Origin of the sequence: Wocania ichthyoenteri Th78, assembly GCF_000789235.1 — a bacterium.
GTDB classification, from domain to species: domain Bacteria; phylum Bacteroidota; class Bacteroidia; order Flavobacteriales; family Flavobacteriaceae; genus Wocania_A; species Wocania_A ichthyoenteri.
Genome location: NZ_KN525716.1, coordinates 1,819,169 through 1,833,892 on the forward strand (window position 1 = coordinate 1,819,169; position 14,724 = coordinate 1,833,892).

Genomic DNA, 14,724 nt, shown 5'->3' on the forward strand with positions numbered 1-14,724 from the left:
ATTAAACTTTGAATAATTACTGTGTAATCTTCTACTTCTCCATATTGAAATGATTCGCAAGCTGTTGGAATCGCATTATACTTCATGGAAACACGCATTCTTGTAGAACCTTCAACTGCTCCAGATGGTATGGTAAAATCCCCACTAACTGGTGTTGTTTTAGTTCGAGCATTAGTCCAAACTTGTTCGCCAGCATCATCAAAATCACCATCAATATTATAATCAATCCAAACAGAATATCCTTCATTATAAACCGTTCCTGTCCAAGTTGGTGTAACTATAATTGTAAATTGAGTGTCTTTAGTTAACGTTGTTGAAACACTTGTAAAATCAGTATAGAATTGTGCGCCAGAACTATTATCAATAGTATTTAATTGTACTCTGCCAATATATTCATCGTTAACATTCGTGCTAGCAGAATCACAATAATTTAACTGCACATTTGTAGTTGTAAAATTGACAGAAGCACTATAAGGCGAACTACTTCCTCCATTACAATTACTTCTAACTTGAGCTTCGTATTGTGTTAGGGCGGTTAAACCTGTTAAATTAGTAGAAGCATCTGTTAGCCCGTTTACATCTGTCCAAGTAGACGATCCCACTTCTCTATACCTTAAATCATAAGTTGCACCAGAAGTAGCATCCCAACTTAATGATACAGATGTTGCACCTAAATTAAAAGCATTTAATCCCGTAGGAGCAACTGCTCCAATTGGTGTTAATAAAACATCTGCTAAAGTAATCGTTTGATAATCTGAAATTGTTTGACCAGTTAAAGTAGCTGATTGGTAGCAAGGTGCTTCAAAAAGAATATCATAGGTTCCTGCTTTTATTGGCCTATAATAATCGCCGTGAGAAATATCTGTTACAGTATGCGAACCATAAGCATCATGACCAACAATAGTTACTGTGGCATCAATAGGATTGTTTGTATTAGCATCTTTTACAGCTCCTCTAAAACCATAAGTGCCTTGAGTTAAATAATCTAACAATGCATCACGATTGTAAAGCCAATAATTTACCAATTGGCTTTCGGGTAAAATTTTGGTATCCGATAGTTCTACAGTAATCTCTCTACACTGGTGGTAAAAGTTCATAAAATCTTGTCTGCCTCCGTAAACACGATACCATTCTGCACCATGAGTTACACCAGGGCTAGGGTAGACATTACTGTCATCATCAGCGGTCATGTATGTTGTATCTCCTAAAGCATCGCTATCATTTTGCGCATGAGTTGCATATTCAACACCTGTAAATTCAAACCAATTCCCGTCAGGATGTGTGTATTGACTAACATAAGCATTATCAAAAGGATAGTTTACCAATTCGGTACCACCATGAAAATTGGCAGAAATAACAAAATGATTTGCATCGGCCAGAGCCATAAACGCTAAAGTTTCTGTTTGGTACGCATTGCCATCGGTATGAGCTCCTTGTACGTTATCAGGATAATTTCTATTTAAATCTACGTTATTAGCATTGCCCCTTCTGGCATTGACAACCGAAGTATTGCTAGTACTATTATGATATGTTCCATCTGGATTAGCGTTAGGGTTAATCCAAATTTCAGCATTTTCTACTAAGTTTTTAACTCTTGCATGATCTGCATGTCCAGGATTTGAATATACCGTTAAAATATAATCTATTAAACTTAACATCATAGGATAGCCTGCAATTTCATCACCATGCATAGATGAAGTAAACAATAGTTTTGGTTCTTGCTCGTCAGTTGCAACATTATCTGATATTTTCACAAATAATAATTCTTTGTCGCCTTGAGTCGTTGTACCAATACTAAATTTATCAACCAAAGTAGGGTAATCATTTTCAAAATCCTGCATTTGTTGAGCATATTGAGCATAAGTTGGATAATTAGCCACAGGAAAAGTAAGCGTGTTGGCAAGACCTTTTGCCGAAAGACCTTTTGAAGATTTAGATTTATTATCATAAATTAAATTTGCATCTACTTCATTTTCGCTCACTGGGACTTGAAAAGGAATGTTTTTAGATTCAAATACTCTAAATTGTTTTTCATTTGCCCAAGCCTTAACCGTTTTAGTTTTCGAATCATAGTTTACTATAGAGAAGTCTTTAGTATAATTATCGATTTCATGTTGGCTACTAACTTTAAACGTAAAGGTTAATTCGCCTTTAGTAGACAAGTATTTTTCTGCTTTCTGCGCATCATTCTTTTGAGAGAACACAAAAGTAACATTCAATAAGATTACAAGTGATAGTAATAATTTTTTCATAATGGTTGGCTATTTGGTTAAAAGTTAGTTTGAAAATAGTAGTTTTTTAAAGATTAAAAATGTTTTTTATGGATAATTTTTATTCAATATGGTTTTTTACGGATAACCCATAATTTATATGTAGAAAAAGCTTACTTTTTGTGTTTTTTCTTTATAAAAATTATTATTATTCAATAAATCTAAAAAAAACTCAGCGGTCGAAGCTTTTATAGTAAACAAAATAATCTATAATTTATTAAATAGAAGAATGAAATAGTAGTCTAGATATAACTATAGTTTTACAAATTAAACTCATCATAATACAACGAATCATTTTTTGCTTGAAACTGCTTTTTTGCAAAACTCAAAATTTTTAAATTTACTAGATGATCTAAATGTATGTTTGCTCAATTATTAGCTAAGACCATAAGTGATAAAAAGGAATTAAATAGTGTAGATATTATCTTTAATAAAACTAAAAAAGTATTTATGCTATCTTATAAATTATAGCATAAATACTTTTTTAGTTAAATACAGCAAGCTTTTTAAAAACCTTAAGTTTTCTCTAAGTGTTTCTTTTAATTTGCTTTCATTAAATGTAGGTTGTTCAGGTAGATTTGATTCCATAATTCTGTAGGTTAAGTTTAATGATAGATTTGGGAAAATCTTAAATTTGACTTGGTTAATTTGGGACAGTAAATATGGAACTTATTTTTAAATAATCAGATTAAAAACATATAAAATCGATAAAATGTAAATTATTTTAACATTTAACATGCTTTTAGTCGGTCATCTTATTTTTTACAAACTCATTTCAGGAATATCGCCTTCAATAATCAACGTACCTTGGGTAGCGTTTTTAATATCTTCAACTGTAACTCCTGGAGCGCGTTCTAAAAGTTTAAAGCCTTTTTGTGTTACTTCTAAAACAGCTAAATTGGTGACTACCTTTTTTACACAACCAACACCAGTTAATGGTAGCGAACATTTTTTTAATAATTTTGACTCTCCTTTTTTATTAGTATGCATCATGGCTACAATAATGTTTTCGGCACTTGCAACTAAATCCATGGCGCCTCCCATGCCTTTTACCATACGCCCTGGAATTTTCCAATTAGCAATATCCCCATTTTCAGCAACTTCCATCGCTCCTAAAATGGTTAAATCTACATGTTGACCACGAATCATTGAAAAGCTCATAGCAGAATCAAAAAAACTAGCTCCTGGCAATGTGGTTATAGTTTGTTTACCTGCGTTAATAATATCAGCATCTTCTTCTCCTTCAAAAGGAAATGGCCCCATACCTAAAACACCATTTTCACTTTGAAATTCAACTTCAATATCGTTTCTCACATAATTTGCAACTAACGTAGGAATACCAATTCCTAAATTAACATAATAACCATCTTTTACTTCTTTAGCTATTCGCTTTGCTATACCTGTTTTATCTAACATAATCAATCTCTTTGTCTAACTGTTCTTTGTTCAATGCGCTTTTCATATGTTTCTCCTTGGAAAATACGTTGCACAAAAATTCCTGGAATGTGTATTTGATTTGGATCTAGGCTTCCAAGAGGCACTAACTCTTCTACCTCAGCGACTGTTATTTTTGCTGCACCGCACATGTTTGGATTGAAATTTCTAGCAGTACCTTTAAAAATTAAATTACCTGCCGCATCACCTTTCCATGCTTTTACAAAAGCAAAATCAGCATCAAAGGCATGTTCTAAAACATACATTTTTCCATTAAATTCTCGTGTTTCTTTATCATCGGCAACTTCTGTCCCAAAACCTGCAGGCGTATAAATAGCAGGAAAACCTGCTTGTGCTGCACGACAACGTTCTGCTAATGTACCTTGAGGTATTAACTCAACATCTAATTCTCCCGAAAGCATTTGTCGTTCAAACTCATCATTTTCTCCCACATAAGACGACACCATTTTTTTTATTTGTTTCTTTTGAAGTAATAAGCCCAATCCAAAATCATCTACTCCAGCATTATTAGAAATACAGGTTAACTCTTTCACTCCAAGTTTTACTAGTTCTGCTATGGCATTTTCCGGGATTCCGCTAAGTCCAAAACCACCAAGCATAAAAGTCATATTATCTTTAACGCCTTGAAGCGCTTCTTGAACGTTGGCTACTTTCTTATTAATCATTAAGTTTCTTTTTATGTTGCATAAAATTACGAATAATTGAATAATAACATCAAAATATTATCAAATAAAAAACCATTCTAAAAGAATGGCTTGAAATTTTAAGAATACAATTAAATAAAATGTATAAGAATATGGAATTAATTAAAATCTAAATCATCAGGAATAGCATCGCTTCCATCATCAATAACAGTTTTATCTTTAGCTTTAGAGCAATCAACAAGTATTGAAAGGTTTGTTGGTTCTTCAAAGTCTGCTTTAGAAATATTTAAAGTTTCATCGGCGTAACAGCTTTTCATATAAACACCCCAAATTGGTAATGCCATAGCTGCTCCTTGACCGTAAGTAATACTTTTAAAATGTATAGATCTTTCTTCACCGCCAACCCAAACACCTGTTACCAAATTTGGCACCATGCCCATAAACCACCCATCACTTTGGTTTTGTGTTGTTCCTGTTTTTCCAGCTATTGGATTCTCGAATTCGTAAGGATAGCCTGTAACCACTTCTCTATAATCTGGTCTATAAGCATCTGCTCCTTTTGTTCGTAAACGAGCTCCTGAACCTGATTGTGTAACACCTTCCATAAGTTTTACAGTAACATAAGCGGTTTCTTCGCTTAAAACATCGTTGGTTTCTGGAGTAAATTGATATAAAATAGTACCGTTTTTATCTTCAATACTAGTTACCATAACAGGTTTTGTATACACGCCTTTATTAGCAAAGGTTGAGTAGGCGCCAACCATTTCGTATACACTTAAATCTGGAGTTCCTAAAGCAATAGATGGCACTGGAGGAATATCAGACTCTATACCTAATTTTCTAGCTAAGTCTACAACGGTTTGTGGTCCAACTTTATCAATTAATCTAGCTGTAATGGTATTAACAGAGTTTGCTAAGGCGTTTTTTAATGTTCTGTTTCCTCCATAATCATTATCGCCTCCAGAATTTTTAGGGCACCATTCTTTTACATTTCCATGTTTATTTGCTTCTATACAAAAAGGGGTATCTGGAAATTCGTCGCAAGGAGATAAATGCAACTGATCTATGGCTGTAGCATAAACTAAAGGCTTAAAAGTAGAGCCTATTTGACGCTTACCTTGCTTTACCATATCGTATTGAAAATGTCTATAATTCATGCCGCCAACCCAAGCTTTTACATGACCTGTTTGTGGGTTCATAGACATCATACCTGGTCGTAAAAACGATTTGTAATAACGTATAGAATCGATAGGCTTCATTATAGTATCTCTTTCTGAAGGCTTACCATCTTTCCATTCGAAAACAGTCATTTGAACTGGCTTATAAAATGAAGCTTCAATTTCTTTATCAGTTTTTTTTAAATCGTACTTCATGTGCCTCCTACGCTCTGATTGCCTCATAGAATTTCGTAGTAAAGTATCAATAGCGCCTTTAGTTAAATCTAAAAATGGTGCTGTAGGATTTCTATCAGGTGTGTTTTGATGGAAAAACTCAGCTTGTAGCCTAGGCATGTGTTGTTGTACTGCGTCTTCTGCATATTTTTGCATACGAGAATCGATAGTAGTATAAATTTTTAAACCATCATTATATAAACTATATTTTGTGCCATCTGGTTTTGGGTTCTTATTTATCCAATCTTTCATAAAACCAGAAAGGTAGCCTCTAAAATAAGTTGCGATACCATCACGGTGAGATTGTGGTGTATAATTTAAATCTAAATCTGTTTTTTGAAGTGAATCTTTAATAGTTTCAGTTATGTAACCATATTTTTCCATCTGAGACAACACCACATTCCGTCTGTTTTTTACACCTACTGAATTCCTTCTTGGGTTATAAAGAGATGAATTAACAAACATCCCAACCAACATAGCAGCTTCTTTTATATCCAAGTCAATAGGTTCTTTATCAAAATAAATACGAGATGCGCTTCGAATACCATCACCATTATTACCAAAATCATAAATGTTGAAATATTGTGCCATAATCTCTTCTTTAGTGTACTGGCGCTCTAAACGTGTTGCGATAACCCATTCTTTTATTTTTTGAGTATACTTATCCAATTTTTTGGATCTTACACCAATAAATAGTTGTCGTGCTAATTGCTGAGAAATTGTACTGGCGCCTCCTCTTTTTCCTAAAAAGGCAAAGGCTCTTAATGTGCCTCGGGCATCAATACCAGAATGCTCATGAAAACGGGCATCTTCAGTAGCAATTAATGCATCTACTAAATGTTGAGATAAATCGTCATAACCTACAGGTGTTCTATTATCATTAAAATAAAATTTTCCTAAGGTTTCACCATCAGCAGAAATAATTTCAGTTGCCAAATGGGTTTTAGGGTTTTCTAATTGGGTATGATCTGGCATCTCTCCAAGCCAACCCCATGAAGCTGCTAAAAATATTAGTATTACCGTAAGAATGCCTCCTGAAAACAGTATCCAAAACCAACGGATATATTTTGAAAAATCTTGACTTGCTTTTGCTTGTTTCTTTTTTGCTTTTGCCATTTAATTTTGAATATTAAATACTTCTCGATACAATTCCTCATGCTTCGGAATCACTCGAAGTGACATTAATTTTTTTGTGGTTTTTCAATCCTAAAGCCAATATCTGTAACACCTTCTAAATCAACAACGCCATTAACTTTTCCGTTTTCTCGCATGGCGTGCTGAATGTTAACCATGTATTCTCCTGCTTCTTTAAAAACAACTTGTTCTTTATACCAAAGCTTGTTTTCTTTAACACCAGTTATTCCTGTACCTAAAAGTTTTCCGCTTGGATCTGCCATTTTATATTCTAAAGTGTCTTTTAAAGTTTTACCATGCGGAAAAACCATTTCGACTATTAAATACAAATTGTTAAATTTATAATCGTTCGTATTTCTTAAATTAACAAACAAATTATAAGCATTTGTAGAATCTGGCGGATTAACCTTAAAGCTTACTATACTATCTTTATGCCACGCATTGGGAACAGATTTGTAAGTGTCGAAAACACGATTAGAATCGCATGATGTTAATACTAAAGAAAAAACTAAAGAAAACAATACCGCACTACTTCGCTTCATTTTTGTTTTTTTGAGGTTTTCTTCTGTTGTTTTTGTTTCTATTATTCTGATTTGGGTTATTTGGCTTAGCGTTTTTATTTGCCTGATTCCCTTTCTTTCTATTATTTCTACGTTTATTATTACGTTTTGGACTATCGAACCTTGTTAAACTATCTTGACCTACAACGTTCTCAAACTCTGTTTTAGTATCTTCAATAAGGTCTGAAGCGTATTCTTCAAGGCTTGCTATTTTTTTATTTTTCTTATTGGCTTCAATAATTTCATTGGCTTGATCTGTAGTTATTTTATGCCAATTCATCCATTCCCCTTCGTAAGCATACCACATGTGTCCTTTAAAAATATCGGTTTTTTGGCAAACTGCTGTTCCTTTTTCGGTTTTAAGTTTTATATCCGTTTTTGGAAATGCTTTTAAAGCATCTAAATAGGTGTCGAGTTCGTAATTTAAACAACATTTTAGCTTACCACATTGTCCTGCTAATTTTTGTGGATTTAAAGATAATTGCTGGTAACGCGCTGCCGATGTGCTTACCGACCTAAAGTCGGTTAACCAAGTGGAGCAGCATAACTCTCTTCCGCAAGAACCAATACCACCAAGTCTAGCAGCTTCTTGTCGAAACCCAACTTGTTTCATTTCTATACGTGTTCTAAACTCACGTGCAAATAGTTTTATAAGCTCTCTAAAATCTACTCGCTCTTCGGCTGTATAGTAAAAAGTGGCTTTACTAGCATCGCCTTGAAATTCGATATCTGAAATTTTCATCTGCAATTTCAAATCAATAGCAAATTGACGTGCCTTAACCTTCATAGCTTCTTCTTTGTCGCGTGCTGTCGACCAAATATCAATATCTTTTTGACTTGCTTTTCGGTAAATTTTTAAAATGTCGTCGCCTGTTTCTGAAATATTTTTGCGTTTCATTTGAACACGCACCAATTCCCCCGTAAGGGTAACCATACCAATATCATGACCAGATTGCGCCTGTGTTGCAACCACATCGCCAATGCTTAGTGTTAAGTTTTCGGTATTATGATAGTAGTTTTTTCGTCCATTTTTAAAACGAACTTCTACCCAGTTAAAAGGTTTTTCGCCATTAGGAAGCGACATGTTTGATAGCCAATCGAAAACAGTTAGTTTATTACAACTATCTGTACCGCAAGTGCCATTGTTTTTACATCCTTTTGGTTGACCGTCTTTTCCAGTTGAACAACTGTTACAAGCCATAAATTTCTATATATTGAATCCGTTAATAATCAAATTATTACGAATGAAGGTTTATAAATCTTTTGAAACGTAAATATAAGATTATTCTAAAGACTTAAAACAAAGAATTTATAGTTGTTGGTTTTAGTTGAAGTTTGAGCTTATTTCTTTTTTAAAACTTCAAAAATATTTCTTAAGTCTTTTTTATAAGGCAGGTGGTCTGCACGTCCTTTTTTGAAAATATCATTACTATTACCTTGCCCTTTACGGAGTTCTTTTTGCTCTTCGAAGGGTAATGCGTGTATGTCTTTACAATTGGTTGAACAGCAGTTATTCATTTCTGCCTTACAAGCATCACATTGAATAAATAATAAATGGCAAGCATCATTAGCACAATTAGTATGTATATCTGCAGGTTTACCACATTGATGACAACAAGCAATAACATCGTCACTAATTTTTTCAGCTCTGCGTTCATCAAAAACAAAATTTTTGCCAATAAATTTATTTTCTAAATGCTTTTCGTTTACTTGTCTTGTATACTCAATAATACCGCCTTCTAATTGATACACATTTTTAAAACCTTTGTGCTTAAAATACGCGCTAGCTTTTTCGCAACGAATACCACCGGTGCAATACATAACTAGGTTTTTATCTTCTTTATGATCTTTTAAATCGGCTTCAATTATGTCTAACGATTCTCTAAACGTATCAACATCTGGAGTAACGGCATTTTTAAAATGACCTATTTCACTTTCGTAATGGTTTCGCATGTCTACCAAAACCGTTTTATCGTCTTCAATAAGGCTGTTAAACTTATTTGCGTCAACATGAATGCCTTTGTTGGTAACATCAAAAGTATCATCGTTTAAACCATCTGCAACAATTTTATGACGCACTTTTACTTTAAGTTTTAAAAACGACATATTATCTTGCTCTACAGCAATATTTAAACGAATACCTTTTAAAAAATCGATAGTATCTAAATGTGTTTTAAATTCGTTAAAACGATCTGCCGGAAGTGATAGTTGCCCATTAATACCTTCGTGTGCTACGTAGATTCTACCAAGAACATCTAAAGCGTTCCAAGCAATAAATAATTGATCTCTAAATTCTTGAGGATTGGTAATTTTAGCGTATTGATAAAAAGAAAGTGTTAATCGATCTTTACCTGCTTTTTCGATTAATTCGGCTCTTTCTTTAGCGCTTAATTTATTGTACAGTTGCATGCTATACTAATGCTTTAAGGTTAAAAAATATTTTAAAATACAAAAATACAATTTTAAAAGGATAGCGCAGTATGTTGTATAAAAAAAGCACTTTAATTTACATAAAGTGCTTTATAAAACAGTTCGAGTTAGTTTATATTCAAACCATTAATAGGTAAATTTCATAGCAAAATCTTCCTGCGTTTACTAATAGATGCAAAATGTATAAAAAGGTTGCGTGATAAAATTGTATTGTGAAAAAACTTATAGTATTTTAGCATACATAATTTCAGAAAAACAGAAAATGAGCAACGAAAAAGAAAAAGAAGCAAAATTAAAAGCACTAAAACTTACATTAGATAAATTAGATAAAGCATACGGTAAAGGCACCGTAATGAAAATGAGTGACCAAGCAGTTGTAGATGTTGATGCTATTCCATCGGGATCTTTAGGTTTAGATATTGCCTTAGGCGTTGGTGGCTATCCACGTGGTCGTGTAATAGAAATTTACGGACCAGAATCATCTGGTAAAACGACTTTAACTTTACATGCTATTGCTGAAGCTCAAAAAGCGGGAGGTATTGCTGCGTTTATTGATGCAGAGCATGCTTTTGATCGATTTTACGCAGAAAAACTAGGTGTAGACATTGACAATTTAATAATCTCGCAACCCGATAATGGCGAGCAAGCTTTAGAAATTGCCGATAATTTAATTCGCTCAGGTGCTATTGATATTGTGGTTATAGATTCCGTTGCTGCACTAACTCCTAAAAGTGAAATTGAAGGTGAAATGGGAGACTCGAAAATGGGCTTACATGCACGTTTAATGTCTCAAGCTTTAAGAAAACTTACTGGGTCTATTAGTAAAACCAATTGTACCGTAATTTTTATTAACCAATTACGTGAAAAAATTGGTGTTATGTTTGGCAACCCAGAAACCACAACCGGTGGTAATGCTTTAAAATTTTATGCATCGGTTAGATTAGACATTAGACGTTCTACTCAAATTAAAGATAGCAACGGTAATGTTTTAGGAAACAAAACTAGAGTAAAAGTAGTTAAAAATAAAGTAGCTCCTCCTTTTAAACTAGCAGAGTTTGATATTATGTATGGAGAAGGCGTAAGCAAAGTAGGAGAAATTTTAGATGTAGCTGTTGAGCACGAAATAGTTAAGAAAAGCGGCTCGTGGTTTAGTTATGATGATACTAAACTTGGCCAAGGGCGAGATGCCGTAAAAGCTATTATAAAAGACAACCCCGAACTCATGGACGAGCTCGAAGATAAAATTAGAAACATTTTAAAAGCATCAGAATAAATAAAAAATCCCGAATTTTCGGGATTTTTTTTATATAATTAAATTAATATTACACGCAACCTTTTAATTTATTTGGCATCTATAAATACAAAAACATGTATTAAACAGAAAAATTAAAAATTATTTGCAATGAAAAAGTTAGTCGCCCTAAGCTTAGCTTTATTTTTATTTGCGTCATGCAGTATTGATGATGATAGCACAAATTATAGCTTTGAAATATTACCAATAGAAAGTGTTGATATTCCTAACGAGTTTACTTTAGGTGAAGTTTATCCCATAACAGTTTCTTATTTTAGACCTTCAACATGTCACTCTTTTAAAGAGTTTTATTATTTAAAAGAAAATAATCAGCGTACTGTTGCCGCTATTAATTATGTATTTGATAATAATAGTTGTGAAACACTTACAGAAGAATTAGTAGAAGCAACATTTAATTTTATTGTTACCAGTAATGGATCATATATATTTAAGTTTTGGCAAGGTGAAGGTGATAATGGAGAAGATCAATACCTAATTATAGAAGTGCCTGTTACAAATTAAGTTTAAGTATTAATAAATACGTGTTTTAATTTGAGTTTAAACCAACTCATAGAAAATTGTAGAATTAATGATACTAAAGCCCAAGGAGAATTATACAAACTCTTTTCGAGTAAATTATTCTCTGTATGCTTGAAGTATTCGAGAAACTATGCCGAAGCAGAAGATAATTTACAAGATGCTTTTTTAACAATTTTTGATAAAATAGAACAATATAAAAGTAAAGGCTCTTTTGAGGGTTGGTTAAAACGAATAACAATAAACACCGTTTTGCAACGCTACCGAAACGAAAAAGTTTTTGATATTATAAATGAAAATGTAGCCGATGAAGTTGAATTAGAGATTGATGAAGATAATGTCTCTTTAGATTATCTCTTAAAAATAATCCAAGAATTGCCAGATCGTTACAGATTAGTATTTAACCTTTATGTTTTAGATGGTTATTCGCATAAAGAAATAGCAGATATGCTAAGTATAAATATAGGGACTTCAAAATCTAATTTAGCTCGTGCTAGACAAGCTTTAAAAGAAACTATTGAAAATCATAAAACAAGACAAAGTTTACAATCCTTATAAATGAGTGATAAAAAACATATAGACAGATTATTTCAGGAGCGTTTTAAAGATTTTGAAGCGACTCCTAGCGATACTGTTTGGGAAAATATTGAAGCCAAATTAAATAAGAAAAAGAAGAAACGACGTGTTATTCCTATTTGGTGGCGTTACGCTGGTATTGCTGCTTTATTATTGCTTTTATTAACTGTTGGTGGTTTATTTAATGGTAATGATTCTGAAGATCTTCCAACAAACCAGGTTGTTGAAACTGAAGATATAAATCTTGAGAAATCTAATACTACTGAGGATAATAATTCGACTATTAATATTGAAAAAGAAGATAAAATTATAGATATAGAAGATGATGCTATTGCAGGATCTAATACAGAAAAAGAATCTGCTGAAAAAGCTTCAGAAACTAAAATTGATAATACTCAAAAAGATATTACACCTTCAAACGAAACATCTGTTGCTGAAAATGCCTCTTCAAAACTTAAAAATGAAGGTACACAAAAATCGCAGTTACCTTCAAATAAAAAATCAAATATCGGTGATGTCATTGTAAAAACAGATAATACAACGGTAATTACTCAAAATTCAAAAGAAAAAAATAATAAGGCGATTCAAAATAAAAATCCCCAAATTGATATCAATAAAGCAAAGCATATAATTAACAATTCAACAAAAAAAAATACCGCTATTGCGGAAGTAAAACCCGATGATATTTCGACAGACGCAATAACCAAAACCGAAGCTATTGCCGATAACAGCACCAAAGAAAACACGCTTACCATTGAGGAAGTATTAGATAAAAACAAAGATATTATTGAAGAAGAGAAAGACGAAAAATTAAATAGGTGGAGTATCGCCCCAAATGCTGCGCCTGTTTATTTTAGTAGTTTAGGAGAAGGTTCTTCAATAGATCCGCAATTTAACAACAACTCGAAAAGTGGCGAACTTAATATGAGTTACGGTATTAAAGCCAGTTATGCTGTTAATAATAAATTAAGTATTCGTACGGGTATAAACAAAGTTAATTTGGGTTACAATACCAATAATGTTGTAGTCTTTCAATCTATTAGTTCTAGCTCTAACTTATTACAAAATGTAAATACAAACAGTAATACTGCTGCTGATGCCGTTTCAATAATTAGTGGTAATAGTTTAAATTCTTCTAAAAGTCCGGAAGCTTTTACGAAAAGTTCAAATACTTCTATTAATCAAGACATAGGATACATTGAAGTGCCTTTGGAAATTCAATATGCACTTACGAATAAAAAATTAGGTGTTAATTTAATTGGTGGTTTTAGCTCGTTCTTTTTAAATAAAAATGAAATATTCTCAGAGGTTTCTGGTTCTCGAACCCTTTTAGGAGAAGCTAATAACATAAACAATGTAAGCTATAGTGCTAATTTTGGTGTGGGATTAAATTATAAAGTTTCAAAAAAAATAGATTTGAATTTTGAGCCTATGTTCAAATATCAAATCAATACGTTTAATAATACGTCTGGTAATTTTAAACCTTATTTTATTGGGGTTTATACCGGATTTGCTATTAAGTTTTAGGTTTTTGGTTAGATCTAGATATGGGTTTCCTTTAAGCTCGGAAATCAATATCAAGAAAAACTGCTCTCCCCAGAGCAGTTTTTTATTTTTTAAAACCAAGAATTATTTTTCTCCAATGTAAAAATACCGAACCTCTTTGATGGTGATTATCAACTAAATTAAAGTAAAAATAGTACCAATAATGATGTTTTTCTTGATTTTTGACATTATGATCCCACTTGATTTTGGTTTTTTAATTTTTATAATCATCATACAAAACTATAATCACTTCTTGATTTAAAATATTTTATTTTCTTGAGAAAATGAATTAAAGCCAATTATTAAGCTGCAAAAAAATTAGTGTGTTAAATTTCACAAATATCCTCCTTTTTATTTTTTGATTAGAAGTAATAAACTCTATTAACCGCATTTAACTGTTTTTTTACTACTTGTTTTATATAATTATCTCAGGAAAATATCTTACTTCCTTTATTGTAATTAATTTCTTCTTTACATCATCCCCATCAATTAATAATATTTTCTTTGCTTTACTAAATAACTTCAAAGTTTCAGCATAACCAATTTTATCTATAACCTTCTTTGTTAATATTATGCTTTTGTTTTTCCTTAAAAAACTTTTATTTACGGAAACCTTGAGAGCCTTTATATTATTTGATTGGTCATCAAAATTCAAATAAGTCCAATAATGTAGCGAGAGAGATTCTTTATTATATTTACTATCAATAAAATAATAGTAATAGGATATTGTCTCTATATCATTTTTCTGCTTGCTTTCTCTTTTCTCAACGGATAAATCCTTAGCAGTATCAAAATAAACTATTAATACTTCTTGGCTTTTTATCCTTTCTAAATCTTGAGAAAAAACAGTTGTACTTATAAAGCAAAGAAAAATGGTTAAATATTTCATTT

At 32.2% G+C, this 14,724-nt stretch carries 13 protein-coding genes; 4 read left to right on the plus strand and 9 right to left on the minus strand.

Annotated elements, in window-relative coordinates:
- From RG22_RS18110 to trhO, 8 genes are all read right to left on the minus strand, one after another.
- A partial coding sequence (locus tag RG22_RS18110; RefSeq protein WP_244462131.1) for a M14 family zinc carboxypeptidase occupies window positions 1-2,252 on the minus strand: 2,252 nt, incomplete at its 3' end.
- 483 nt (window positions 2,253-2,735) lie between these two features.
- Complete coding sequence (locus RG22_RS18200) at window positions 2,736-2,858, minus strand: hypothetical protein (protein WP_262507878.1); 123 nt, start codon at window positions 2,856-2,858, stop codon at window positions 2,736-2,738.
- Between the two features lie 174 nt (window positions 2,859-3,032).
- Window positions 3,033-3,686, minus strand: a complete 654-nt coding sequence (locus tag RG22_RS07890; protein WP_034042249.1) for a CoA transferase subunit B — start codon at window positions 3,684-3,686, stop codon at window positions 3,033-3,035.
- Window positions 3,687-3,688: 2 nt separating this feature from the next.
- The gene (locus RG22_RS07895; RefSeq protein WP_034042250.1) at window positions 3,689-4,390 is read right to left on the minus strand and encodes a CoA transferase subunit A; all 702 of its coding nucleotides are present in this window, start codon (window positions 4,388-4,390) and stop codon (window positions 3,689-3,691) included.
- 137 nt (window positions 4,391-4,527) lie between these two features.
- The gene (locus tag RG22_RS07900) at window positions 4,528-6,876 is read right to left on the minus strand and encodes a penicillin-binding protein 1A (RefSeq protein ID WP_034042251.1); all 2,349 of its coding nucleotides are present in this window, start codon (window positions 6,874-6,876) and stop codon (window positions 4,528-4,530) included.
- A 65-nt stretch (window positions 6,877-6,941) separates the two neighbouring features.
- Window positions 6,942-7,436 (minus strand): gliding motility lipoprotein GldH, encoded by a 495-nt coding sequence (locus RG22_RS07905; RefSeq protein WP_034042252.1) that lies wholly within the window; start codon window positions 7,434-7,436, stop codon window positions 6,942-6,944.
- On the minus strand, window positions 7,423-8,655 hold the full coding sequence (locus RG22_RS07910; RefSeq protein WP_034042254.1) for a PSP1 domain-containing protein: 1,233 nt from the start codon (window positions 8,653-8,655) through the stop codon (window positions 7,423-7,425). Before RG22_RS07910 ends, RG22_RS07905 begins: the two co-directional genes overlap by 14 nt.
- A 140-nt stretch (window positions 8,656-8,795) precedes the next feature.
- A complete protein-coding gene (gene trhO / locus RG22_RS07915) occupies window positions 8,796-9,863 on the minus strand; it encodes an oxygen-dependent tRNA uridine(34) hydroxylase TrhO (RefSeq protein WP_034042256.1) in 1,068 nt (355 codons plus the stop codon).
- 283 nt (window positions 9,864-10,146) lie between these two features.
- Between trhO and recA the strand changes: the two genes are divergently transcribed.
- From recA to RG22_RS07935, 4 genes are all read left to right on the plus strand, one after another.
- Entirely contained in the window at window positions 10,147-11,157 is a 1,011-nt protein-coding gene (gene recA / locus RG22_RS07920) for a recombinase RecA (protein WP_034042258.1), read from the plus strand.
- Window positions 11,158-11,286: 129 nt separating this feature from the next.
- Window positions 11,287-11,697 (plus strand): hypothetical protein, encoded by a 411-nt coding sequence (locus tag RG22_RS07925; protein ID WP_034042260.1) that lies wholly within the window; start codon window positions 11,287-11,289, stop codon window positions 11,695-11,697.
- Between the two features lie 30 nt (window positions 11,698-11,727).
- The gene (locus RG22_RS07930) at window positions 11,728-12,270 is read left to right on the plus strand and encodes an RNA polymerase sigma factor (RefSeq protein ID WP_034042261.1); all 543 of its coding nucleotides are present in this window, start codon (window positions 11,728-11,730) and stop codon (window positions 12,268-12,270) included.
- The gene (locus RG22_RS07935) at window positions 12,271-13,815 is read left to right on the plus strand and encodes a hypothetical protein (RefSeq protein WP_034042262.1); all 1,545 of its coding nucleotides are present in this window, start codon (window positions 12,271-12,273) and stop codon (window positions 13,813-13,815) included.
- Window positions 13,816-14,248: 433 nt separating this feature from the next.
- Here RG22_RS07935 and RG22_RS07940 read toward each other — a convergent pair whose 3' ends face one another.
- A complete protein-coding gene (locus tag RG22_RS07940) occupies window positions 14,249-14,722 on the minus strand; it encodes a hypothetical protein (protein ID WP_034042263.1) in 474 nt (157 codons plus the stop codon).
- Window positions 14,723-14,724 lie beyond the last annotated feature (2 nt).